The organism is Serratia sp. BIGb0163 (genome assembly GCF_024809935.1).
Lineage (GTDB): Bacteria > Pseudomonadota > Gammaproteobacteria > Enterobacterales > Enterobacteriaceae > Serratia > Serratia quinivorans.
Genome location: NZ_JANUDZ010000007.1, coordinates 154,730 through 178,380, shown reverse-complemented (window position 1 = coordinate 178,380; position 23,651 = coordinate 154,730). Strand labels below are relative to the sequence as shown.

Below are 23,651 nucleotides of genomic sequence, written 5' to 3'. Positions count from 1 at the left end.
TGATTGTAGGCAGCAGATATTCTCTCAGTACATAAGAATTTTCATTTCATTAACAAAAATGCATCACAGGAGCGGTTATGCAGACAGGTGACCAGACCCACTCAGCCAGGCCAAAAGCACTGCACTGGATCGATGGCCAATGGCAGGATTCGACCAAACAAGGCATCAGTATCAGCCCGGCGGATGGCTCCGAACTGGGAGAATTTGCCGACGGCGGCACCGAGGAAGCCGCGATGGCGATTGCCGCCGCCCAACGCGCATTTGTGCCGGCATGGAGCCGCGACCGACAGCTGCGGGCCCGCTGCCTGAATCAAATGGCCGATCGATTTGAGCAGCATGCAGAAACCCTGGCCCGGATCCTGGCGCAGGACAACGGTAAACCGCTGAGCGAAGCCCGCTTTGAGGTTCAGTTCATTCCCAGCAAACTACGCTACGCCGCCGCACTGGCACTGACCACTTACGGGCGTGCCATGGAGATCCAGCCCGGCGCCTTATCCCGGGTGCTGTACGAGCCGCTGGGCGTGGTCGGGGTGATCACTCCGTGGAACTCACCGGCCATTCTTACCATCAGATCGCTGGCCCCGGCGTTGGCCGCGGGCAATACCGTCGTCATCAAACTTCCGGCTCAGACCGCTCAGGTTAACGCCGCATTCGCCCGCATTCTGGCCGAAGTCGACAGCCTGCCGCAGGGGGTGGTGAACCTGTTCACCGAAAGCGGCAGCGAAGGTGCCATGTTGCTGGTCAGCAGCCCGGCAGTCCCGGGCATCAGCTTTACCGGCAGCACCCGCACCGGACGCACATTGGCGGCCAACGCCATGCAGCGGGTCAAACGCATCTCGCTGGAATTAGGTGGGAAAACGCCGCACCTGCTGTTCGAAGACGCCGACCTGGATCGCGCCTTGCCGATGATCGTGCGTTCACTCACCACCTTCAGCGGTCAATTCTGTGTTACCGGCAGCCGTTTACTGGTGCAGCGCGCGATCTATCCGCAGGTTAAAGCCCGCATGGCCGCCTTGCTGGAGGCGGTAAAAATCGGGCCGTCGCTGGAGCCGGGCGTTGAGTTGGGGCCGTTGATCGACCAACAAAGCGTCCTGCGGGTCGATGCCATGGTCACTGCCGCGCTGGCCCAGGGGGCCAAGGCCGTGGTTCGCGGTGGACCGGTAGTGGAAGGCCCCCTGGCCAAAGGCGCGTTCTACCGGCCGACCCTGCTGGAAGTGCCCAACAGCGATATGGACATTGTGCAGCAGGAGGTTTTCGGGCCGGTGCTCACGCTGGAGGCCTTTGACGACGAAGCGCAAGCGATCGCCTCCGCCAATCATAACGACTACGGGTTGGCCGCCAGTATTTGGTCGATGGATGCCAACCGCCCGCACCGGGTAGCGCGGGAAATTCAGGCCGGCAGCGTGTGGATCAACGACTGGGCGCAAATTCACGATGAGTTCGAAGAAGGTGGATACAAACAGAGCGGCCTGGGGCGTTTGAACGGTATCGCCTCGCTGGACAGCTTTATCGAATACAAACACGTCTATCAAAATGTGGGGGTCACCGACCCGCAGAGGAATGACTAAATGAGCATCGATATTCAGCAACTGCAAAAGAAACATCTGTTCCCGCTATGGGAGTCACTGCATGGCCTGGTCCCCAATCAGCCAGAACCTCAGGCTACGCCCTATCAATGGCATTACGCTGAGGTCAAAGACGCGCTGCTGGATATCGGCTCAAAGATCGACATCGAACGTGCCGAACGCCGCGTGCTGGTCATGGAAAATCCGTCGCTGCCACCGGGCTCGTCACGCATCACCGACACGCTGTATGCCGGAATGCAAATGGTGCTGCCGGGTGAAATTGCCCCATTGCATCGCCACACCCCCACCGCGCTGCGCTTTATTCTGGAAGCCGAAGGCGGCAACACCACGGTGGACGGCGAAAAGACTACGCTGCACCCGGGGGATTTTATCATTACCCCTTCATGGCGTTGGCACCAGCACCAAAATGACACCGATAAACCGATATTCTGGCTCGATGGCCTGGATGCCCCGCTGCTGCACTTTCTCAAGGCCGGGTTTCGGCAAGATCGCCTGCCCGCAGGCCAAACGTTGGAGCCACGCCCTGAGGGCGATGCTCTGGCCCGTTACGGTACCGGCCTGATACCGCTGGAGTACCGCCCAACGGGGCAGAGCCAGCCCTCGCCGATATTTAACTATCCGTATCAACGCACCCGCGAAGCGCTGGAACAATTAAAGCGCCATAGCGAGATCGACCCGGCCAGCGCCATCAGCCTGCGTTATATCAATCCGGCCAACGGCGATTGGGCCATTCCCACCCTCGGCACCGTCATCACGCTGCTGCCAAGAGGCTTTACCAGCCTCTACCAACGTGGCAATGCCAGCCAGGTGCTGGTGGTGATGGAGGGAGAACTGGAAGTCCGGTTAACCGGCGGGATTCACTTCCGGCTAAAACCGAAAGACATTTTTGCGCTGCCTTCGTGGCTCAGCTATCAGCTGTCAGCACCTGACGGCGATACGGTCTGCTTTAGCTTTTCCGATCGCCCGGTGCTGGAAAAACTGGGGATCTGGCGGCACGAGATCACGCCTGAGGGCTAATACCACCAGCTCAATCGGCCCATTCAGCGGCTAACACCATCACATTTTTGCTTTCAGAGGGCCTATATCATGAAGATCTGCCGTTTCAATCACGACCGGATAGGGATCATCCGGCAGCAGCGGGTGTACGACATCACGCCAATGTTTCACGATATCCCCCCCGCCCACTGGCCCACACCGCCTGTCGACTGGATGATTAGCCATTTCCCCGACATTGCCTCACAGCTGGGTGCGAACTGGGAACGGCTGGAAAACTACCCGCTGGAGCAGGTAAGCCTGAACGCACCAGTGGCCAATCCCGGAAAAATTGTCGCTGCGCCAATTAATTACCGCGATCATATTGCCGAAGCCAATGCCGACCAGCAAATCAACCATGGCAAGGTCTATACCGATATCAGCGAATACGGCCTGTTTCTCAAAGCCAACAGTTCGCTGTGCGGGCCGAACGAAATCATACCTCTGCCAATCCCCGGCCGACGAACCGATCCAGAGGTCGAACTGGCGGTGATCATTGGTCAACGTGCCCGGAACTTGCCCGTCGATCAGGCGCTGGAGGCGGTGTTCGGCTACAGTATCGGCATAGACATGACAGTGCGCGGCTCGGAGTTTCCCTCTTTTCGTAAATCGGCCGATGGGTTTTCGGTACTCGGCCCGTGGATTGTCACCCCTGACGAAATCGGCGATCCGAACACCCTGGATCTCAGCATTCGGGTCAACGGCCAACTCAGACAGCACTCCAACACCCGCCACCTGATTTATAACGTACAACGCCTGATCGCCTATGCCTCGGCGATGTTTACCCTGTGGCCAGGGGACGTGATTTATACTGGTACGCCGTCTGGGGTCTCCGCGATACAGGCTGGCGACCGCATCGAGGTCAGTATCGAGCGCATAGGTGCGATGTCGGTCACGATCGCCGACAGCGTCCCCTGACTGGCCCTATTTTCGATGCCTCTGGCCCCGTATCTGTCGTACACTTCGCGCTATAGGTTCCACTATTGCCACGGTAACAGGTTGCATGAGAACACCGCTTATCACCCGTGAAGGGTACGACAAACTGAAACAAGAGCTGGACTACCTCTGGCGCGAAGATCGGCCAGAGGTCACTAAAAAAGTGACCTGGGCGGCCAGCCTCGGCGACAGAAGTGAAAATGCCGACTATCAGTACAACAAAAAACGGCTGCGGGAAATCGATCGCCGGGTACGTTACCTGACCAAATGCCTCGAACAGTTGAAGGTCGTCGACCACTCACCGCAGCAAGAAGGCAAAGTCTTCTTCGGCGCCTGGGTGGTGGTGGAAAACGAAGACGGTGAGATTAAACGCTTTCGCATCGTCGGCTATGACGAGATTTTTGGCCGCCGGGACTACATCTCCATCGATTCACCGATGGCCCGCGCCCTGCTGAAAAAAGAAGTGGGGGACGCCGCCACCGTCAACACTCCGGCAGGAGATGCGCTGTGGTATGTGAATGAGATCGAGTACGTTAAATAGAGCTGGCGACTAACAAGTCCATTATTAGGGAGAGCGTGCCGAAGGGGTCGTAGCGGGCTTGCCCGCCGACCAATTTGCCGGGAGCAAATTGGAACGACTGCCAGTCGGCCCGTAGGGTGGGACACATGGATGTGTCCCATAATGGCCCCTCGGTGCGCTAGGCCCGAGTATCTCGGGCTAAAATCAAACTTAAAAGATTTCAGTTTTTTCCGAGCGGCCGCCCGCCGCCGCGGTACAGGCCGTTTTGCGCGCCATGGCTACCGAGAGGCGGCCCGCTTCACTGGCATTTTCCCCGCGCAATCCGTATAACTGTCCCCCTGTTTACTAACCATTCCCAACAGATACCAGACATATGAATGACCCACTGAGCCGCATTATTGCAACAGAACTGCAGGCCCGGCCGGAGCAAGTTGACTCCGCCATCCGTCTGCTGGATGAAGGTAATACCGTGCCCTTTATTGCACGCTATCGTAAGGAAGTCACCGGGGGTCTGGACGATACCCAACTGCGCCAGCTGGAAACCCGCCTGGGTTATCTGCGTGAACTGGAAGACCGCCGTCAGACCATCCTTAAATCGATCGACGAGCAGGGCAAACTGACCGAACAACTGGCGGGGGCGATCACCGCCACGCAAAGCAAAACCGAACTCGAAGATCTCTACCTGCCGTACAAACCCAAGCGCCGCACCCGTGGCCAGATCGCGATTGAAGCCGGTCTGGAGCCCCTGGCAAACACCCTGTGGCAAGATCCTCAGCAGCAGCCTGAACAGCTGGCCGAAGGCTACGTTGACGCCGACAAGGGCGTAGCGGACGTGAAAGCCGCCCTCGACGGCGCGCGTTACATTCTGATGGAGCGCTTTGCCGAAGACGCCGCGCTGCTGGCCAAGGTTCGTAATTACCTGTGGAAGCACGCGCATCTGGTCTCCAAAGTGGTGGAAGGCAAAGAAGAAGCCGGCGCGAAATTCCGCGACTACTTCGATCACCACGAACCTATTGCCCAGGTGCCTTCACACCGTGCGCTGGCCATGTTCCGTGGCCGCAACGAAGGCGTGCTGCAACTGGCGCTGAACGCCGACCCACAGTTTGAAGAAGCCCCGCGCGAAAGCCAGGCGGAACAGATCATCATCAGCCATCTCGATTTGCGCCTGAATAACGCCCCGGCAGATGCCTGGCGCAAAGCGGTGGTCAACTGGACCTGGCGCATCAAGGTGTTGCTGCATCTGGAAACCGAACTGATGAGCACCCTGCGCGAACGTGCGGAAGATGAAGCAATCAACGTCTTCGCCCGTAACATGCACGATTTGCTGATGGCCGCACCGGCCGGCATGCGTGCGACCATGGGGCTGGATCCGGGCTTGCGTACCGGGGTGAAAGTGGCGGTGGTGGATGCCACCGGCAAGCTGGTCGCCACCGACACCGTCTACCCGCACACCGGCCAGGCCGCCAAAGCCGCGGCCATCGTCGCGGCACTGTGCATCAAACACAAAGTGGAACTGGTCGCCATCGGCAACGGTACCGCATCGCGTGAGACCGAGCGTTTTTATCTTGATTTGCAACAGCAGTTCGGCGAAGTCAAAGCGCAGAAAGTGATCGTCAGCGAAGCCGGTGCCTCGGTATATTCCGCCTCCGAACTGGCGGCGCTGGAGTTCCCGAATCTCGACGTCTCGCTGCGTGGCGCCGTCTCCATCGCCCGCCGCCTGCAGGATCCGCTGGCCGAACTGGTCAAAATCGATCCGAAATCCATCGGTGTCGGTCAGTACCAGCACGATGTCAGCCAAAGCCAACTGGCGAAAAAGCTGGATTCGGTGGTTGAAGACTGCGTAAACGCCGTCGGGGTTGATCTGAACACCGCTTCGGTGCCGCTGCTGACCCGCGTGGCTGGCCTGACCCGCATGATGGCGCAGAACATCGTTACCTGGCGTGATGAGAATGGCCGTTTCAGCAACCGCGAACAGCTGTTGAAAGTCAGCCGCCTGGGGCCAAAAGCCTTTGAGCAGTGCGCTGGTTTCCTGCGTATCAACCACGGCGACAACCCGCTGGACGCCTCGACCGTTCACCCGGAAACCTACCCGGTGGTCGAACGTATTCTGGCCGCCACCCGCCAGGCACTGCAAGATCTGATGGGTAACCCGGCAGCGGTACGCAGCCTGAAGGCCAGCGATTTCACCGACGACAAGTTCGGCGTGCCAACGGTGACCGACATCCTGAAGGAGTTGGAGAAACCGGGCCGCGATCCGCGTCCGGAATTCAAAACCGCCACCTTCGCCGAGGGCGTTGAAACCCTGAGCGACCTGCAGCCGGGGATGATTTTGGAAGGTTCAGTAACCAACGTCACCAACTTCGGGGCCTTTGTGGATATCGGCGTGCATCAGGACGGTCTGGTGCATATCTCCTCGTTGGCGGACAAGTTTGTCGAAGATCCGCACACCGTGGTGAAAGCCGGTGACATCGTCAAAGTGAAGGTGATGGAAGTGGATCTGCAGCGCAAACGCATCGCGCTGAGCATGCGTCTGGACGAGCAACCGGGTGAAGGTTCACCACGCCGCGGCGGGAACGCTGCCCCGGCCAGGGACAACACCAACCGGGCGCCGGCCAATAAGGGCAAACCGCGCGGCAACAACAACACCTCGGCGGGTAACAGCGCCATGGGTGATGCACTGGCAGCGGCATTCGGCAAAAAATCTTAATCAGGCCCTCACCAGGCCTATGGGATGCAGGGCGGAGTTTACTCCGCCCTTTCCTGCCGAACTATCCCCGCAATTTTTTGACCCGCCTCAATAAACCTGCATATTTCTTCAATCTTGCCAACAGCCATAATGACCCGCTGTTTCAGGCCTGAAAATAGCGCTGCATAGCCATCGATTAACACCGTTATTAACATCATGTTCTCATTTTGGTATTTCTCAGAGAAACACAAATGGTTACCGCTCGTATTCAGCCAATGAGATGTTGCCAAATAAATACCGATATTGATGCCGTCGGAACAAAGCTGCCGAATTTGTCGCTAATTTTTTCAAACTGGAAAAAATCACTACAATCACGTAACTGATTTAACTCACCATTCGCATTTGCACCCCGCCAGAGCGGGTGATAAAAGTAGTCCTGTCAGGCAATCCCGATCGTAAAATGTGATCGCCACAACCTTTGGTTACCAATACCCCTATTTTTTGTATTGAATACGATAATGATTCTCACTATTATTATTTTGCGTGTTCACTGCATTACCTCATGGATTGAAAACGTCGGCAGCCCGTAGCTTTGCTCGGCGCTTCCTCAGGAACGTTCTTTTATCATCATCGGCCCAATAAGCTGGGCTCAGGGAAGGTTACATGCATCTTCAGCCTAAACGATCGTATAAGATCGCCGGCTTCGCCAATGACATTGGCCCAGCCTACCGCCAGAAACTTTTATCCCTCGGCATGCTGCCGGGTTCATCGTTTGAAGTAGTGCGCGTAGCGCCGCTGGGTGACCCAATAGAAATTAAAACACGCCGCGTCAGCCTGGTGCTGCGCAGGAAAGATCTGGCCCTGATCCTGCTCGACGGCCAATCCTGACGCTGAGCCGCCTTGCCTTGGCCATGCACATTGCCTGGCCCCATTTCCCTTGACTGATATCACGCAAAATTATGAAAAAACTCACTATTGGCTTAATAGGAAATCCTAATTCCGGCAAGACGACGCTGTTTAACCAGCTTACCGGGGCGCGCCAGCGGGTCGGGAACTGGGCGGGGGTGACGGTAGAACGTAAAGAAGGCCTGTTCACCACGCCGCAATCCCAGGTCAAACTGGTCGATCTGCCCGGTACCTACTCCCTGACCACCATCTCGGAGCAAACCTCACTCGACGAACAGATCGCCTGCCACTACATTCTGAGCGGCGACGCCGATCTGCTGATCAACGTGGTCGACGCTTCCAACCTGGAGCGCAATCTGTACCTGACGCTGCAACTGCTGGAGCTGGGTATTCCCTGCATCGTCGCGCTGAACATGCTGGATATTGCCAGAAGTCAGAAAATTGATATTGATATTGCCGCACTGTCCGCACGCCTCGGCTGCCCGGTGGTACCGCTGGTCTCCACCAAGGCCGACGGTATTGGCGTGTTAAAGCAAATGATCGACAATCATCAGTTCAACGAATTGAAAGCGCTGGTGCTCTATCCCCCCGTGCTGCTGAAAGAAATGACCACGCTGAGCGATGCCATGCCGCAGACCCTGCCGAGCGAACAGCGTCGCTGGCTGGCACTGCAGATGCTGGAGGGCGATATCTACAGCCATACGTTGGCCGGCCCGGCAGCAGCTCTGCTACCGGCAGCCAAAGAGGCACTGCGACAGCAGCAACAGGAAGACCCGGCACTGGTGATCGCCGATGCGCGCTATCAGTCAATCACCACCCTGTGCGACGCCGTCAGTAATTCTCAGCAGGCGATGCCGAACCGCCTGACCGAAGCATTGGATAAAGTGATCCTCAATCGCTGGCTGGGGGTGCCGATCTTCCTGCTGGTGATGTATCTGATGTTCCTGCTGGCGATCAACATCGGCGGCGCGCTACAGCCTATTTTCGATATTGGCTCGGCGGCCATCTTTATCCAGGGCATTCAATGGTTGGGCTTTAACCTGCACTTCCCGGAATGGCTGACGATTTTCCTGGCGCAGGGGGTCGGTGGCGGTATCAATACCGTGCTGCCGCTGGTGCCACAAATCGGCATGATGTATCTGTTCCTGTCATTCCTTGAAGACTCCGGCTACATGGCGCGGGCGGCCTTCGTGATGGATCGTCTGATGCAGGCACTCGGGCTGCCGGGTAAATCTTTCGTGCCGTTGATTGTGGGCTTCGGCTGCAACGTGCCGTCCATCATGGGCGCCCGCACGCTGGATGCTCAGCGCGAACGCCTGATGACCATCATGATGGCGCCATTTATGTCCTGTGGCGCCCGATTAGCAATCTTCGCCGTGTTTGCCGCCGCCTTCTTCGGCCAGGACGGCGCGGGCGTGGTGTTCTCCCTGTATATGCTCGGCATTGTGGTGGCGATCCTCACCGGTTTGGTACTGAAATACACCATCATGCGCGGCGAAGCCTCCCCCTTTGTTATGGAGCTGCCGGTCTACCACGTGCCGCACCTGAAAAGCCTGCTGCTGCAAACCTGGCAGCGGCTGAAAGGCTTCGTCCTGCGTGCCGGTAAAGTGATTGTGATTGCCAGCATCTTCATTGGCGGCCTGAACAGCTTTTCATTCAGCGGCAAGCCGGTGGATAACATCAATGACTCCGCGCTGGCGTCGGTATCCAAGGTGCTAACACCGCTGCTACAACCGATGGGCGTACACAATGATAACTGGCAGGCCACCGTCGGCCTGGTCACCGGGGCCATGGCGAAAGAAGTGGTGGTCGGCACGCTGAACACGCTGTACACCGCCGAACGCATCAATAACACCGAGTTTGACGCCGCCAACTTTAATCTGTTGGACGAACTGGGCGGTGCCCTGGATACCACCTGGCAGGGCTTGAAAGACACCTTCAGCCTGAGCGTGCTGTCCAACCCGATTGAGGCCAGCAAGGGTGACGGGGAAATGGACGTCGGTTCGATGGGCGTGATGAGCAGTAAATTCGGTTCAGGAATCTCCGCCTACAGCTACCTGATTTTCGTGTTGCTGTACGTCCCCTGCGTCTCGGTCATGGGGGCTATCGCCCGTGAATCCAGCCGTGGCTGGATGACCTTCTCCATTCTCTGGGGGCTGAATGTCGCTTACTCGTTGGCCACGCTGTTTTATCAGGTCGCCACCTTCAGCCAGCATCCGCAGTACAGCCTGACGGCGATCGTCATTGTGGTGCTGTTCAATCTGTTGATCCTGTTCGGCCTGCGCCGGGCGCGCAGCCGGGTAACGGTTCGCCTGGGCAACGCCACACCTGCGGCATGCTGTCAGAGTGGCAAGGGAAACTGTCACTGATGGCCGGCCTGCTGCAGATCCGCGATGCACTGGCGCTGCACGGTAATGTGCAGGCGCTGCAACTCAGCCGTCAGTTGGCCGCCCCGCTGCCGTTAGTGCAGGCCATGCTGGAGCGTTTAATCGCGATGGGGAAAGTGGAGCGAATCGAGCAGGATAACAGCGCCTGCCTGAGCGGCAGTTGCAAAAGTTGCCCTGAGGGCCAGAAGTGCAGCAGTACCGTGGTGTATCGTTTGAAGTAATGGAGGTTGGGGCGCAGCACAAAGCACGCCCCAACTTAACTGATTCAATCGTTATTATTTGTCTTTATACACGTCAGCAGTAGCGCTGAATTTACCGTGTTCACGGCCAGCAATGATCACATAATACTGACCGCCTTTCTCATCAGCCAGTTTGGACAGTTCTTCTTTTGCATCCATTGGCGACGTGGTCTGTGCGGTAGTAGACACCGAACCCACTTTCTCGTATTTACCCGGATTCTTGGCCAGATCTTCCTTGGTCAGCAGGGTGGCTGCCATGGTGCTGAAAGACACTGAACCTACAACTAACGCGGCAATAATCATTTTCAAAGATTTCATTACATTACCTCTCAATGGATAGTTTATTTATTATGAAAGCTGTCCAGAGTAAATGCGTCATAACACCAGTTGCCGTGACATCTGCTGACCTCGTTGCTTTCCCTGACGAGAGCCGTTTCCCAGAGACGAAACGCCAAAGTGAAAAAACCATGGGTGATTTTTTCATTTTCAACCAACGCAGTTACCCCCTTAAGTATCGGACAGCTTTATTTTTTATCCACTAAACTGCTCTTTTTTTAGCGCTTTATTGTGCGTTTTGGCGGCAGATCCCATTTTCGGCCACAAAAGTGCCAATAATTTCTGCAAATTCATCAGGCTGGGAAATGAATGGCGCATGAGCCGCTTTCGCAATGATGATTGATGATGAGTGAGGCCAACTGACGTCGAGCAATCCGGCGACCTTACGCGGCACCAATCCGTCCAGATAACCGTAAATCCGCAACAGTGGCAGTGACAGCCCCGCCAGCGACTGGCGCAAGTCAGCGGTCCGCAGTATCTCAAGCCCGCCGTTCAGTACTTCAACGCTCGGCATCGGCTGGTTAAGCACTACCGATTTCAGCAAACGGGCGTCCTGCCGCGCACTTTCCGTGCCCAACGTTTGTAATGCCAGAAAACGCTCTACGGTGCGCTGGAAATCCTGACTCAGCTGATGCTGAAAACCGCTTAGCACCTCCGGGCGGATCCCCGGCCAATCATCCTGTGCCGCAAAGCAGGGTGAAGAGGCCACGGTAATCAACCCATGCACCCGATGTGGCTGCGTCAACGCAATCTGGCTGGCCACCAACCCACCGAGCGACCAACCCAACCACCAGGCCTGCGCCGGCGCGGCGTCCAACACAATTTCCGCCATTTGCTCAAGCGACATGGCAGCAAATCCCTGGCTGCGGCCATAACCCGGCAGATCGACCAGATGCAGACGAAAATGCGGCGTCAGCCGCTCAAGCATGCAACTCCATACTTCCGCGTTCAGCCCCCAGCCGTGCAGCAGCACAAGATCGCGATCGCCTTCACCTATTGTTTGCCAGTACAACGCTGTCATCGGTTATTGTCCTTTCATTCTCATCCGTCAGGGAGGACGGCTATGCTATCAATCTACAGCCGCTGTTGGCTATGCCGCGAGCCATTACGCCTCAGCCATCATGGCATTTGCAGCTATTGCCTGCGCCACCTGCCGACCAAGCCCTTATGCTGCCCCCGCTGCGGCCTGCCCGCCGGCGATGCCGCATTACCCTGTGGCCGCTGCCTGCAGCAACCGCCCCCCTGGCAGGCACTGGTGTTCGTCGGCGATTATCAGGCCCCATTGCGTCAGCTAATCAAAAAATTCAAGTTTCAGCATACGCCGGAGCTGGCGCCGCTGCTGGCTCGGCTAATTTTGCTAAACTGGCAACAAGCGCATCGAGAGCAGTATTTGAACAGACCCGATGTGATTTTAGCGGTACCCTTGCAGGCAAAACGTTGCTGGCGACGCGGCTATAACCAGAGCAGCCTGCTGGCACGACCGCTGGCCTACTGGTTGGGCTGCGACTACCGCCCCGCCGCACTGAGCCGGGTACGCAAAACCGCCCCACAGCAGGGGTTGCCGGCCCGCATGCGGCGGCGTAATCTGCGCGGAGCATTTCGTTGCCACGAATCCCTCGAGGGCCGACACATCGCCCTGCTGGACGATGTAGTCACGACGGGCAGCACGGTGGCGGAAATTGCCAGGTTGTTGCAGCGGCAGGGCGTGGCATCAATACAGATTTGGTGCGTTTGCCGCACGTTGTAGTGCCACGGCAATGGGCGTATTATAACCTAGTATTAAAGTCAACTATTTGAACTAACGAGCTAATGCCATGATTCGTATAACAGATACTGCACAGGAACACTTTGCCAAACTGCTGGCAAATCAAGAGGAAGGCACCCAAATCCGCGTATTCGTGATCAACCCGGGTACGCCTACGGCCGAATGCGGTGTCTCTTATTGCCCGCCGGACGCGGTAGAAGCAACAGACACCGAGCTGAAGTTCGAAAAACTGTCCGCCTATATCGACGAACTGAGCAAGCCTTATCTGGACGATGCCGAAATTGACTTCGTCACCGACCAACTGGGCTCGCAGCTGACGCTCAAAGCGCCAAACGCCAAAATGCGCAAAGTGGACGACAACGCACCGCTGATGGAGCGTGTTGAATACGTACTGCAGTCACAGATCAACCCACAGCTGGCAGGCCACGGTGGCCGTGTGACGCTGATGGAAATCACTGATGACAGCCTGGCGATCCTGCAGTTCGGTGGCGGCTGTAACGGTTGTTCCATGGTCGATGTGACCCTGAAGGAAGGCATCGAGAAAGAGCTGCTGCAGAAGTTCCCAGAACTGAAAGGCGTGCGCGATTTGACCGAGCACCAACGCGGCGAGCACTCCTATTATTAATCCCCTGTTCCAGGGCAACATGCCCCACAGCGGATAAAAAAATGCCGGATTCGGTTTACCCAATCCGGCATTTTTAACTCAATTAGCCTACCGATACCTTACGCCGCCGCTTGTCCAAATCCTTCAGTAAGCGGTTAACCTGTTGATCGGCAAACATCTCCTCCAGCGTTTGGGTCAGTTTACGCCGCCAGTTAGGGTACTGACTGCTGGTACCGGGAATATTGACCGGATCCGCCATGTCCAGCCAGTCTTCCGGCTGCAGACCCAGCAACGCGCTGGCGCTGTCGGCAACGTAACGCTGCAAGCCCCGGTTAAGCAGCGGGCTCATATTCAACAACGCCGCCTTTTTGCCCACCTTCTGCGGCACACAACCATAGTGGTGCAGCCCGTCCAACAACCCCTGCTTGGCACGTTCGCGGTCGGCAAACAGCCCTTTGAGGATCTCCGCATCCGGATACAACCCCAGTTGGTTGCCCAACTGCAGGTCACCACTTTGCCAATAGCCGCGCAGCGTCGGCAGATCGTGCGTGGTAATGGTCGCCATGGCCTGCACCGGATAGGCCTGCGGCGCGCGGAAGTGGTTCTCACCGTCACGTTCGAAATACAGCACCTTATAGGAATAGACCCCGCTGTCGCGCAACTTCGCGACAATCTCAACCGGAACGGTACCGAGGTCTTCGCCAATCACCATACAACGGTGGCGTTGGCTTTCCAGCGCCAGCACCGCCAACAGGTCATCCACCGGGTATTTCACATAGGCACCGTGAACCGCAGTTTCACCGTAGGGGATCCACCACAGGCGCAGTAACGCCATCACATGATCAATGCGCAGCGCGCCGCAGCTGGTCATATTGGCACGCAGCAGATCGATAAACGGCTGGTAGCCGCGCGCCGCCATCACATGCGGGTCCATCGGCGGCAGGCCCCAGTTTTGTCCGAGCGGCCCCAGAATGTCCGGCGGCGCCCCCACCGAGGCTTTCAGACAATAAAGATCGCGCTCGCACCAGGTTTCCGCGCCCCCTTCTGCCACGCCGACCGCCAAATCGCGGTACAGGCCAATCGGCATCTGCTGTTGCTGACTCAGGCGGAAACAATCGGCGAACTGGCTGGCGGCCAGCCACTGCAGCCACAGGTAAAACTGCACCTGATCCTGCTGCTGCTGACAAAATTGCTGCACCGCAGCGCTGTCGCCCTGTTGATATTGTTCAGGCCAGGCCGGCCAGCCCCACAGGCTGCTGTCTGTGGCGGCCAAATGGGCATGCAGCGCATCAAAGGCCGCCTGCTGATACAGACTGTCACCACCGTCGAGAACAAACTGCTCAAATGCCTGACGCTGCTCGTCACCCGCTTTGCGCGCCTGGAACTGCGGGAACGCCAGCGTCAACGCCGCCAGCTTAAGCTGCGTCACCGTGCTGTAATCTACCAGTTCGCTGCTGCGCGCGGCGGCCAGTTTCTTTTGCGTGGCCGGTTTCAACCACCATCGCTGCGCGGCCTCGTTGCGCTGGAAATCTTCCACCGCGTTCACATCGATATAAATCACGTTCAGCCAGCGGCGCGATGACGGGCTGTACGGGCTGGCGCTTTCCGGGTTGGCAGGATACAGCGCATGGATCGGGTTCAAGCCTACAAAAGCACCGCCCCTTTCACCGACCTGCTCCACCATCTGGCGCAGATCGCCAAAGTCACCGATACCCCAGTTACTGTCGGATCGCAGGGTATAAAGCTGGACGCAAGCGCCCCAAAGCTTCTTTCCGGTCAGCAAGGCATCCGGTTCATAGCAGCGTTTCGGTGCCACGATCAGCCGGCACTGCCACTGCTGCTCGCCCTGTTTCAGCGTCAGTTGGTGATAACCCGGAGGTAACTCAACCGGCAGGGTAAAGGTTTTACGCGCACTGGCGCGCCCCTGTTGCTGGCCACCGTCTTCGCGCTGCAGCGTCCACAGATACTCGCCGCTCCCTGCCAGCGGCAACGCCACCGGCGCCCCCTGATAGAAGACCTTCACCGCCGGTAGCGGCAGTACTACGGCCTCCCGAGGGGTCGTGCTGCGCCCCATGGCGCCCAGCAGTCGGCGCTTGGTGTCCTCAGCGATCGCCTGCTGTTGACCGTGGGCATTAATATAATCGGCAGCGATACCCGCCTGAGCTGCCGCCTGATCGATGACCTTGCGATCCATTCGCTCTCCTTAACGTTTGGCTTGCCAGATACGCTGTTGGTAGTCGCGGATCGAGCGATCCGAACTGAACATACCGACCCGCGCGGTGTTAAGAATAGTACGGCGCGTCCACTCATCACGGTCACGATAGAGTTCATCTACCTGCTGTTGAGCTTTGCAATAAGAAGCAAAGTCCGCCAGCACCAAATAAGGATCGCCACCTTCCAGCAAGCTGTGCAGCATCATGTCGAAAGCATGCTTGTCGCCGTGGCTGAATGCGCCGCTCGCCAGTTCGTCCAGGATCGCCTTCAGGTGTTTATCTTTCTTGCGATAGCTGAGCGGGTCATAGCCTTTTGCCAGCAGCGCCTTCACCTGATCCACGGTGTTACCGAAGATAAAGATATTGTCTTCGCCCACCTGCTCGGCGATTTCCACGTTGGCGCCGTCCAGGGTGCCGACGGTCAGCGCGCCGTTCAACGCCAGCTTCATATTGCCGGTGCCGGAGGCTTCTTTGCCGGCGGTGGAGATCTGCTCGGAAATATCCGCCGCCGGGATCATCAATTCAGCGACAGACACGCGGTAGTCAGGGATAAACGCCACTTTCAGTCGATCCTTCACCAGCGGATCGTTGTTGATCTTTTCCGCCGCCTGATTGATCGCGTAAATGATGTTCTTGGCCAGATAGTAGCCCGGTGCCGCTTTGGCGCCGAACAGGAACACCCGTGGCACGATATCCAGCTGCGGGTTATCGCGCAGTTGGCGATACAGCGACAAAATGTGCAGCAGGTTCAAATGCTGGCGTTTGTATTCGTGCAGGCGTTTGATTTGCACGTCGAAAATCGCGTCCGGATTGAGCGTCAGCCCCATCACGTCGTGCACATAGTTTGCCAACACGACTTTGTTATCGCGCTTAATTTGCTGATAACGCTGACGGAACGCCGCATCATCGGCGTATTTCTCCAGCCCTTTCAGGGCGTCGAGATCGTTGGCCCACTCCACCTTCAGCGTTTCATCAATCAGCCCTGACAGCGCCGGGTTACACTGCTTCAACCAGCGGCGTGGCGTAATGCCGTTGGTGACGTTATGGAATTTGTTGGGCCACAATTGGTGGTATTCCGGGAACAGATCCTTCACCACCAGATCGGAGTGCAACTGTGCCACGCCGTTGACCGCAAAGCCGCTGACCACGCACAGGTTTGCCATCCGCACCTGTTTATCATGATGCACTGCCAGCTTGGCCCACACCGCGTCGTCGCCCGGCCAATGTTTATCCACCAGCTTTTTGAAGTTGGCGTTGATCTGCTTGATGATGGAGAAATGACGCGGCAGCAGGCTGCGCACCAGCTTCTCATCCCAGCACTCCAGCGCTTCCGGCATCAGGGTATGGTTGGTGTAGGCGAAGGTTTTGCTGGTAATAGCCCAGGCGGCATCCCAGTCCAACTGATGCTCATCGAGCAGAATGCGCAGCATTTCCGGAATGGCGATGGTCGGGTGAGTATCGTTCAGCTGGATCACTTCGTACTTCGGCAGGTCTTCAATCTTGCGGCCCGCCAAATGGTGCTTACGCAGAATATCCGCCACCGAACAGGCACACTGGAAGTATTGCTGCATCAGGCGCAGGCGCTTGCCCGCCTGGTGGTTGTCATTCGGATACAGCACCTTGGTCAGCTTGGCGGCTTCCACGCCCTGCTTCTCCGCCTGCAGGAATTTGCCATCGTTGAAATCGCTCAGATCAAACGGATGCTGATGGGTGGCCTGCCACAGGCGTAGCGGCTGGGTCACGCCATTACGGAAGCCCAGCACCGGCAGATCCCAGGCTTCACCGCGCAGGGTAAACTCAGGGCGCCACAGTTCGCGGCCATCGGCCAGTTTCTCCAGTTTTCCACCGATACCCACATCCACCGACAGCGCCGCATTGTGGCGGAACCACGGGTAGCTTTCGCGCTGCCAGTTGTCCGGGGCTTCTTGCTGCTGGCCGCCGCTAAATGACTGACGGAACAACCCATACTGGTAATTCAGTCCGTAGCCGGTGGCCGGTTGTTCCACTGTGGCCATCGAATCCAGGAAACAGGCCGCCAGACGCCCCAGCCCGCCATTGCCCAACGCCGGATCGGTTTCCTGCTCCAGCAGGTCCGCCAGCTTGATATCCTGTTCCGCCAATGCCTGTTCGACGGTGTCGTACCAGCCCAGGTTAATCAGGTTGTTGGCCGTCAGGCGGCCAATCAGAAACTCCATCGAAATGTAGTTCACATGGCGCAGCGGCTTATTGCTTTTACGCGGCGCAGGCTGTGCAGCAAGCTGCTCGGCCAGGGCGCGGCTGACTGCTTCCCACCATTGGTGCTGGGTCATCTGTTGTGCAGAACTGAGGCCAAACTGTTGCCACTGACGGGTCAGTGCCGCCAGAAAAGCATCCTTTTTAAGCATAGGCTGTGACATAAGGAAAACTCTCTATCCAGTAAGTGGGTCAAATTACCGTTATCGTGCCGGGGAGAAAGAATGAAGGCATCATCCCGCCTGGGGATTAGCTGGGGAGGAGGATTGGGGCGTAGCTAAAATTGTGATCTCAGGCACTTTTTGACTCCCTTGCATCATGCAAAAAAGCCCACCGACGAAGGCAGCGAGCACCGAGAATAAGGTGAAAACTTGTTCAATGACGTTAGCATAGTTATTGCAGCGGCTATAGTGTTGCACACAGCCGGAAATGCTTTTCTGCATCTGCGTCAACAAACCGCGCCACCACGCCGCGATTCCACAAGGATTTGCCTGCAAACGTAAAAAAGTGTGATCAATAGCAATATAACTCCAAGCCAATGCTGAACCTTGTTGCAATACGTTTAACGTTGTCAGAAGTTAGGAGGGGGATTAATTACGAGCCATAAAATAATTAGCCTCACTCCGATCCCGGCAGGCGTCGCGATGAATAAAACGCCATCGGGCAGGCCTACGGCGGCGGGAACCGCGCTTTTCACTCTGGAATACTATGCTGATCCCATCAAAACTGAGCCGCCCGGTACGGCTGCAAAATACCGTGATCCGCGATCGCCTGTTGGCCAAACTGGCCAGCACGGCCAACTATCGCCTGACATTGGTCAATTGCCCTGCGGGATACGGAAAAACGACGCTGGTCGCACAATGGGCGGCCGGCAAATCAGATTTGGGCTGGTATTCGCTGGATGAAAGCGACAACCAGCCCGAGCGTTTCGCCAGCTATTTGATCGCCGCCCTGCAACTCGCCAGCGGCGGCCACTGTGTGAAGAGCGAGGCGCTGAGCCAAAAGCATCAGTACGCCAGCCTGTCGGCGCTGTTTGCCCAACTGTTTATCGAACTTTCCGACTGGCACCAACCGCTGTATCTGGTGATTGATGACTATCACCTGATCACCAATGATGTCATTCATGAAGCCATGCGTTTCTTCCTGCGCCACCAGCCGGAAAACCTGACGCTGATCCTGCTGTCCCGCACCCTGCCGCCACTCGGCATTGCTAATTTGCGCGTGCGCGACCAACTGCTGGAAATGGGTACGCAACAGTTGGCATTTACCCATCAGGAAGCCAAACAGTTCTTCGACTGCCGCCTGGTGTCACCAATGGAATCGCAAGACAGCAGCCGCCTGTGCGATGAGGTTGAAGGTTGGGCCACCGCGCTGCAGTTGATCGCCCTGTCCGCCCGGCAGTCGACCTCCTCCGCCCAACAGTCCGCCAAGCGCCTGGCCGGGCTGAACGCCAGCCATCTGTCGGATTATTTGGTAGACGAAGTGCTGGATCACGTCGACGCCGAGGCGCGCGCCTTCCTGCTGCGCTGTTCGGTGCTGCGCTCGATGAATGATGCACTGATCGTGCGTCTGACCGGCGAAGACAATGGCCAGCAACGGCTGGAAGAACTGGAACGTCAGGGGTTATTTATCCACCGTATGGACGACAGCGGTGAGTGGTTCTGCTTCCATCCGCTGTTCGCCACTTTCCTGCGTCAACGCTGCCAATGGGAGCTGGCGCTGGAGCTGCCCGGCTTGCACCGTGCCGCCGCCGAAGGCTGGCTGGCACTGGGTTACCCGGCAGAGGCGATTCATCACGCGCTGGCCGCCAGCGACGTCAGCATGCTGCGCGACATCCTGCTGCAGCACGCCTGGTCGCTGTTTCATCACAGCGAATTGGCCTTGCTGGAAGAGTGTCTGAATGCGCTGCCGTATGAACGGCTGATCCAAAATCCCAAACTGGCGCTGCTGCAGGCCTGGTTGGCACAAAGCCAACACCGCTACAGCGAAGTGAACACCCTGCTGGAACGCGCCGAACAGGCGATGCGCGATCAAAAAATTGAGGTCGATCGCACCCTGGAGGCCGAATTTGACGCCCTGCGCGCACAGGTGGCGATCAACGCCGGTAAACCGGAAGAAGCCGAACGCCTGGCGACAGAGGCGCTGAAGTTCCTGCCACTTTCCAGTTATTACAGCCGCATTGTCGCCACCTCGGTGACCGGCGAAGTCCACCACTGCAAGGGCGAACTGGCCCGTGCGCTGCCGATGATGCAGCAAACCGAGCAGATGGCGCGGCGTCATCAGGCTTACCACTATGCGCTGTGGGCGCTGTTGCAGCAGAGCGAAATTCTGATTGCTCAGGGTTTCCTGCAGGCCGCCTTTGAGACACAGGACAAGGCGTTTGAACTGGTACGTGAACAGCACCTGGAACAGTTGCCGATGCATGAGTTCCTGCTGCGCATCCGTTCACAGATCCTGTGGTCATGGTCGCGGCTGGACGAAGCGGAAGACGCGGCGCGCGAAGGTCTGAAAATCCTGGCCAACTACCAGCCCCAGCAACAGTTGCAGTGCATCGCCATGCTGGCCAAGTGCTCTCTGGCCCGTGGCGATCTCGATAACGCCAATGCGCACATGCAGCGTTGCGAAGTGCTGCTGCACGGTACCCAGTACCATCGCGACTGGCTGACCAACGCCGACAAACCGCGGGTGATCCACTGGCAGATGACCGGCGATACTACCGCCGCTGCCCAATGGCTGCGCCAGACTGAAAAGCCGGGCATGGCGGATAACCACTTTATGCAGGGCCAGTGGCGCAACATTGCCCGGGTACAAATCATGCTGGGCCAGTATGAAGAGGCCGAAGTGGTATTGGATGAACTCAACGAAAACGCCCGACGCCTGCGGCTGGTCAGCGATCTGAACCGTAACCTGCTGCTCAGCAACCAACTTTACTGGCAGATGGAGCGCAAAAGTGACGCACAAAAGGTGCTGATGGAAGCGCTGTCACTGGCCAGCCGCACCGGATTTATCAGTCACTTCGTCATTGAAGGCGAGGCGATGGCGCAGCAGCTACGCCAACTGATCCAGCTCAATACGCTGCCGGAGCTGGAAAACCACCGCGCCCAACGTATCCTGCGCGACATCAACCAGCATCATCGGCATAAGTTTGCGCATTTTGACGAGAACTTCGTCGATAAGCTGCTAACTCACCCACAGGTGCCCGAGCTGATCCGCACCAGTCCGCTGACACAGCGCGAATGGCAGGTGCTGGGGCTGATTTATTCCGGTTACAGCAACGACCAGATCGCCGGCGAACTGGCAGTGGCCGCCACTACCATCAAAACCCATATTCGTAACCTGTACCAGAAGCTGGGTGTGGCCCACCGCCAGGAAGCAGTGCAGCAGGCACAACAGCTGCTGAAGATGATGGGATATGGCGCTTAACGGAAGTACTTTTGATGTGAAAAGATGGCCGCCAAGCGGCCATCTGGCTTACTTGCTCTGATGATAGATTGTTACTGAAATAACGTTGTCGGAGAGATTCCAACTTCCCTTTCCAGACGACAACATCACACCAGATACAACGAGCACAACACAAAAGTATCGTTTCATTGTGCGGTCCATGCTCAAACCGCTTCACGTCAGCACCACCGGTGATACTACCGTGAAAAGCAAGCACTGAACCGCGCTTGCATTTACGGCTATTGGAATCCTTTCCCCAAAACCGATGCCCACTTGCTTAAGGTGGCGGAAAAGCCCACAAATACTATATGCCTTTTATGCCGGTCTGACACTTGACACTTCATGTCAAGCAGAACAAAATATGAACACTGAACCGTGCTTGCACTACATCTGAAGCAAACCTGCTGGAATGGCCGCTTACCGGACTAGCACAAAAACACCGCCCTCTCGGCGGTTTTTTTGTTTCTGTCCCTAAAGACATGGCTGTCAGCCCACAGGGATAATTTAAAAATATATGCCCCCAAAAACCACAACGTCGCTCTGGTCTTAATTGCCTCGGAGTTGGTTACAATAGCGACATTATCTAATTACGAGGCAGTCGGAAGTCATGGAACAGTTTGAAGCGATCAACGTTGAGCAGGCATACAGCCGTTGGAAAGACGGCAGCGCCGCCCTGGTTGATATCCGCGATCCACAGAGTTTTGAAGCCGGACACACGCCGGGCGCTTTTCATCTCACCAACGCCAGCCTGCAGACTTTTATGCAGCAGAATGATTTTGAACGGCCGGTGATGGTGATGTGCTACCACGGCAACAGCAGCCGCAGCGCTGCGCAATACCTGCTGCATCAGGGGTTTGAGGCGGTATACAGCATTGACGGTGGCTTTGAGGCCTGGGCGCGTCAGTATCCGCAGGACGTTGAAACCTCCGCATAATCCTCTTCCCGCCCGCTGCGGCGGGTTCCTTCCTCGCGCCGTTAGTGAGTGTTTTTACTGGTTTTTCGCAGATCCTTTGCCTGCGCTCAGGATTTCGACGCTATAATCGGCCGTCAACGCCATCGGGTCACCGGCGGCTAAAATCATTCACTTAGACGGAAGAGCAATGGTTAGAGTAATCGCCGTATCCAATCCCCGCCTGGCGCAGGCCTTTGTCGACTACATGACGACACAAGGCATTGAGCTTAGGGTGCACAATACCGGCGAGGCGGCGGAAATCTGGCTGGCAGACGACAGCCATCTGGAGCAGGTGCAGCACGAACTGCAGCAGTTTCTGATCGATCCGCTTAACAGTCGCTATCGCGCCGCCAGTTGGCAGGCCGGCAATACCGATGCCGACCTGCACTATCAGGGCTTTTCCTATCTGCAAACCCTGCGCAGCAAGGCCGGGCCGCTGACGCTCGGCGTGATGGCGCTGTGCATTATGGTCTATATCCTGATGCAGATATTGGGCGATGATACCCTGATGTACTGGCTCTCCTGGCCGCAAGACAGCAGCCAGTACCTGCAGCTGTGGCGCTGGGTCAGCCACGCTTTCCTCCATTTCTCACTGCTGCACATCACCTTTAACCTGCTGTGGTGGTGGTATCTCGGCGGCCCGCTGGAAAAACGCCTCGGCAGCGGCAAACTGTTCGTGCTGGCAGTGGTCTCGGCCTTCTTCAGCGGCTGGGCGCAGTCACTGTTTAGCGGTGCCCTGTTCGGCGGCCTGTCCGGCGTAGTCTACGCGCTGATGGGCTACTGCTGGCTCAGCGGCGAGCGAGCACCGGAACGCGGTCTGATGCTGCCGCGCGGCCTGATGGTGTTTTCCGTCCTGTGGCTGGTGGCCGGATATTTCGATATTTTAGGAATGTCGATCGCTAACGCGGCACACGTGGCCGGTTTAGTGTTAGGGTTATTGATGGCATTTTGGGACACGCGTCATCGCGCGCATAACGAACAATAACAGCCAGGTACAAGCCAGGCGTTTTAGGGGATTACCGTGAAGCAAACACAGCGTCATGACGCTATTATCGAGCTGGTGCGCCTGCAGGGTTATGTCAGTACCGAAGAGCTGGTCGAACATTTTGACGTTAGCCCGCAAACGATTCGTCGTGATTTGAATGACCTGGCCGATCAGAACAAAATCCAACGCCACCACGGTGGGGCAGCCTTGCCTTCCAGTTCGGTCAATGCCGCCTACAACGATCGCAAAGTGATGTGGTCGGAACAGAAAGCGCGTATCGCTCAACGCGTCGCCAGTCAGATCCCGGACGGCGCCACGCTGTTTATCGACATCGGCACCACACCGGAAGCGGTCGCCCATGCGCTGATGAATCACAAGAACCTGCGCGTGGTGACCAATAACCTGAACGTCGCCACTCTGCTGACCGCCAAGGAAGATTTCCGTCTGATCCTGGCCGGTGGTGAGGTACGTACCCGCGACGGCGGTATCATGGGTGAGGCCACGCTGGACTTTATCTCCCAGTTCCGTCTCGATTACGGCATTCTGGGTATCAGCGGCATCGATATGGACGGCTCGCTGCTTGAATTCGACTATCACGAAGTGCGCACCAAACGCGCAATTATCGAAAATTCACGCTGCGTGATGTTGGTCACCGACCATTCCAAATTCGGCCGCAACGCGATGGTTAACCTCGGCAATATGAGCCTGATCGACTACCTGTTTACCGATCAACTACCGCCGCCAAGCGTGATGAAAATCATCGAGCAGTACGACGTACAGCTGGAGTTGTGTTAAGCCCTTCTCTCGCATCTTCTCCATTTGGAGAAGGTG

20 protein-coding genes are annotated in these 23,651 nt (G+C 57.1%); 14 read left to right on the top strand and 6 right to left on the bottom strand.

The annotated features are described in order from the left end of the window. Nucleotides 1–77 precede the first annotated feature (77 nt). From M2406_RS21085 to M2406_RS21065, 5 genes are all read left to right on the top strand, one after another. The gene (locus tag M2406_RS21085) at nt 78–1,568 is read left to right on the top strand and encodes an aldehyde dehydrogenase family protein (RefSeq protein ID WP_129939629.1); all 1,491 of its coding nucleotides are present in this window, start codon (nt 78–80) and stop codon (nt 1,566–1,568) included. Beyond that, nucleotides 1,569–2,603 carry a cupin domain-containing protein gene (locus M2406_RS21080; RefSeq protein ID WP_112364257.1) on the top strand — a complete coding sequence of 345 codons (1,035 nt, stop codon included), beginning with the start codon at nt 1,569–1,571 and terminating at the stop codon, nt 2,601–2,603. Between the two features lie 69 nt (nt 2,604–2,672). Next, nucleotides 2,673–3,536, top strand: a complete 864-nt coding sequence (locus M2406_RS21075; RefSeq protein WP_259191285.1) for a fumarylacetoacetate hydrolase family protein — start codon at nt 2,673–2,675, stop codon at nt 3,534–3,536. A gap of 85 nt (nt 3,537–3,621) precedes the next feature. Then, entirely contained in the window at nt 3,622–4,095 is a 474-nt protein-coding gene (gene greB / locus M2406_RS21070; protein ID WP_115183602.1) for a transcription elongation factor GreB, read from the top strand. A gap of 352 nt (nt 4,096–4,447) precedes the next feature. After that, a complete protein-coding gene (locus M2406_RS21065) occupies nt 4,448–6,781 on the top strand; it encodes a Tex family protein (RefSeq protein ID WP_259191284.1) in 2,334 nt (777 codons plus the stop codon). 38 nt (nt 6,782–6,819) lie between these two features. On the opposite strand, the gene M2406_RS21060 is transcribed toward M2406_RS21065, so the two are convergent. Beyond that, nucleotides 6,820–6,978 (bottom strand): hypothetical protein, encoded by a 159-nt coding sequence (locus M2406_RS21060; protein ID WP_156816667.1) that lies wholly within the window; start codon nt 6,976–6,978, stop codon nt 6,820–6,822. A gap of 445 nt (nt 6,979–7,423) precedes the next feature. Between M2406_RS21060 and feoA the strand changes: the two genes are divergently transcribed. The 3 genes from feoA (at nt 7,424) to M2406_RS21045 (ending at nt 10,274) form a co-directional block, all read left to right on the top strand. After that, entirely contained in the window at nt 7,424–7,648 is a 225-nt protein-coding gene (feoA, locus tag M2406_RS21055) for a ferrous iron transporter A (RefSeq protein WP_012147303.1), read from the top strand. Nucleotides 7,649–7,719: 71 nt separating this feature from the next. Further along, entirely contained in the window at nt 7,720–10,035 is a 2,316-nt protein-coding gene (feoB, locus tag M2406_RS21050) for a Fe(2+) transporter permease subunit FeoB (protein WP_259191282.1), read from the top strand. After that, entirely contained in the window at nt 10,035–10,274 is a 240-nt protein-coding gene (locus M2406_RS21045; RefSeq protein ID WP_012147305.1) for a FeoC-like transcriptional regulator, read from the top strand. Before feoB ends, M2406_RS21045 begins: the two co-directional genes overlap by 1 nt. Nucleotides 10,275–10,328: 54 nt before the next feature. Here the strand turns inward: M2406_RS21045 and M2406_RS21040 are convergent, their stop codons facing one another. After that, nucleotides 10,329–10,610 (bottom strand): YdgH/BhsA/McbA-like domain containing protein, encoded by a 282-nt coding sequence (locus M2406_RS21040; protein WP_012147306.1) that lies wholly within the window; start codon nt 10,608–10,610, stop codon nt 10,329–10,331. A gap of 244 nt (nt 10,611–10,854) precedes the next feature. Continuing rightward, complete coding sequence (gene bioH / locus M2406_RS21035) at nt 10,855–11,649, bottom strand: pimeloyl-ACP methyl ester esterase BioH (protein WP_259191281.1); 795 nt, start codon at nt 11,647–11,649, stop codon at nt 10,855–10,857. A 42-nt stretch (nt 11,650–11,691) separates the two neighbouring features. Between bioH and gntX the strand changes: the two genes are divergently transcribed. Together gntX and nfuA are read left to right on the top strand one after the other, a co-directional pair. Continuing rightward, nucleotides 11,692–12,375, top strand: coding sequence for a DNA utilization protein GntX (gene gntX / locus M2406_RS21030; protein ID WP_259191280.1), 684 nt, complete (start codon nt 11,692–11,694; stop codon nt 12,373–12,375). Nucleotides 12,376–12,442: 67 nt separating this feature from the next. Beyond that, nucleotides 12,443–13,018 (top strand): Fe-S biogenesis protein NfuA, encoded by a 576-nt coding sequence (gene nfuA / locus M2406_RS21025; protein ID WP_012147309.1) that lies wholly within the window; start codon nt 12,443–12,445, stop codon nt 13,016–13,018. Between the two features lie 82 nt (nt 13,019–13,100). Here the strand turns inward: nfuA and malQ are convergent, their stop codons facing one another. The 3 genes from malQ to M2406_RS21010 form a co-directional block, all read right to left on the bottom strand. Beyond that, entirely contained in the window at nt 13,101–15,191 is a 2,091-nt protein-coding gene (gene malQ, locus M2406_RS21020; protein ID WP_259191279.1) for a 4-alpha-glucanotransferase, read from the bottom strand. Nucleotides 15,192–15,200: 9 nt separating this feature from the next. Continuing rightward, a complete protein-coding gene (malP, locus tag M2406_RS21015) occupies nt 15,201–17,606 on the bottom strand; it encodes a maltodextrin phosphorylase (RefSeq protein WP_218218598.1) in 2,406 nt (801 codons plus the stop codon). A gap of 69 nt (nt 17,607–17,675) precedes the next feature. Continuing rightward, complete coding sequence (locus M2406_RS21010; protein WP_259191277.1) at nt 17,676–17,999, bottom strand: hypothetical protein; 324 nt, start codon at nt 17,997–17,999, stop codon at nt 17,676–17,678. Between the two features lie 151 nt (nt 18,000–18,150). Between M2406_RS21010 and malT the strand changes: the two genes are divergently transcribed. The 4 genes from malT to M2406_RS20990 all read left to right on the top strand — a co-directional run bounded on the left by malT (nt 18,151) and on the right by M2406_RS20990 (nt 23,615). Next, nucleotides 18,151–20,865: an HTH-type transcriptional regulator MalT gene (malT, locus tag M2406_RS21005; RefSeq protein WP_112364248.1), complete on the top strand. Its 2,715-nt coding sequence runs from the start codon at nt 18,151–18,153 to the stop codon at nt 20,863–20,865. A gap of 625 nt (nt 20,866–21,490) precedes the next feature. Continuing rightward, nucleotides 21,491–21,817: a thiosulfate sulfurtransferase GlpE gene (gene glpE / locus M2406_RS21000; protein WP_112364247.1), complete on the top strand. Its 327-nt coding sequence runs from the start codon at nt 21,491–21,493 to the stop codon at nt 21,815–21,817. 166 nt (nt 21,818–21,983) lie between these two features. Next, the gene (gene glpG / locus M2406_RS20995) at nt 21,984–22,820 is read left to right on the top strand and encodes a rhomboid family intramembrane serine protease GlpG (RefSeq protein ID WP_115183599.1); all 837 of its coding nucleotides are present in this window, start codon (nt 21,984–21,986) and stop codon (nt 22,818–22,820) included. Between the two features lie 36 nt (nt 22,821–22,856). After that, the gene (locus M2406_RS20990; protein WP_012147315.1) at nt 22,857–23,615 is read left to right on the top strand and encodes a DeoR/GlpR family transcriptional regulator; all 759 of its coding nucleotides are present in this window, start codon (nt 22,857–22,859) and stop codon (nt 23,613–23,615) included. The last annotated feature ends 36 nt before the right edge of the window (nt 23,616–23,651 follow it).

Excerpts from the sequence above, each read along its gene's own strand:
- M2406_RS21085 (WP_129939629.1), top strand. The coding sequence starts at position 78 with ATGCAGACAGGTGACCAGACCCACTCAGCCAGGCCAAAAGCACTGCAC.
- M2406_RS21080 (WP_112364257.1), top strand. The coding sequence starts at position 1,569 with ATGAGCATCGATATTCAGCAACTGCAAAAGAAACATCTGTTCCCGCTA.
- M2406_RS21075 (WP_259191285.1), top strand. The coding sequence starts at position 2,673 with ATGAAGATCTGCCGTTTCAATCACGACCGGATAGGGATCATCCGGCAG.
- greB (WP_115183602.1), top strand. The coding sequence starts at position 3,622 with ATGAGAACACCGCTTATCACCCGTGAAGGGTACGACAAACTGAAACAA.
- M2406_RS21065 (WP_259191284.1), top strand. The coding sequence starts at position 4,448 with ATGAATGACCCACTGAGCCGCATTATTGCAACAGAACTGCAGGCCCGG.
- M2406_RS21060 (WP_156816667.1), bottom strand. The coding sequence starts at position 6,978 with ATGATGTTAATAACGGTGTTAATCGATGGCTATGCAGCGCTATTTTCA.
- feoA (WP_012147303.1), top strand. The coding sequence starts at position 7,424 with ATGCATCTTCAGCCTAAACGATCGTATAAGATCGCCGGCTTCGCCAAT.
- feoB (WP_259191282.1), top strand. The coding sequence starts at position 7,720 with ATGAAAAAACTCACTATTGGCTTAATAGGAAATCCTAATTCCGGCAAG.
- M2406_RS21045 (WP_012147305.1), top strand. The coding sequence starts at position 10,035 with ATGGCCGGCCTGCTGCAGATCCGCGATGCACTGGCGCTGCACGGTAAT.
- M2406_RS21040 (WP_012147306.1), bottom strand. The coding sequence starts at position 10,610 with ATGAAATCTTTGAAAATGATTATTGCCGCGTTAGTTGTAGGTTCAGTG.
- bioH (WP_259191281.1), bottom strand. The coding sequence starts at position 11,649 with ATGACAGCGTTGTACTGGCAAACAATAGGTGAAGGCGATCGCGATCTT.
- gntX (WP_259191280.1), top strand. The coding sequence starts at position 11,692 with ATGCTATCAATCTACAGCCGCTGTTGGCTATGCCGCGAGCCATTACGC.
- nfuA (WP_012147309.1), top strand. The coding sequence starts at position 12,443 with ATGATTCGTATAACAGATACTGCACAGGAACACTTTGCCAAACTGCTG.
- malQ (WP_259191279.1), bottom strand. The coding sequence starts at position 15,191 with ATGGATCGCAAGGTCATCGATCAGGCGGCAGCTCAGGCGGGTATCGCT.
- malP (WP_218218598.1), bottom strand. The coding sequence starts at position 17,606 with ATGTCACAGCCTATGCTTAAAAAGGATGCTTTTCTGGCGGCACTGACC.
- malT (WP_112364248.1), top strand. The coding sequence starts at position 18,151 with ATGCTGATCCCATCAAAACTGAGCCGCCCGGTACGGCTGCAAAATACC.
- glpE (WP_112364247.1), top strand. The coding sequence starts at position 21,491 with ATGGAACAGTTTGAAGCGATCAACGTTGAGCAGGCATACAGCCGTTGG.
- glpG (WP_115183599.1), top strand. The coding sequence starts at position 21,984 with ATGGTTAGAGTAATCGCCGTATCCAATCCCCGCCTGGCGCAGGCCTTT.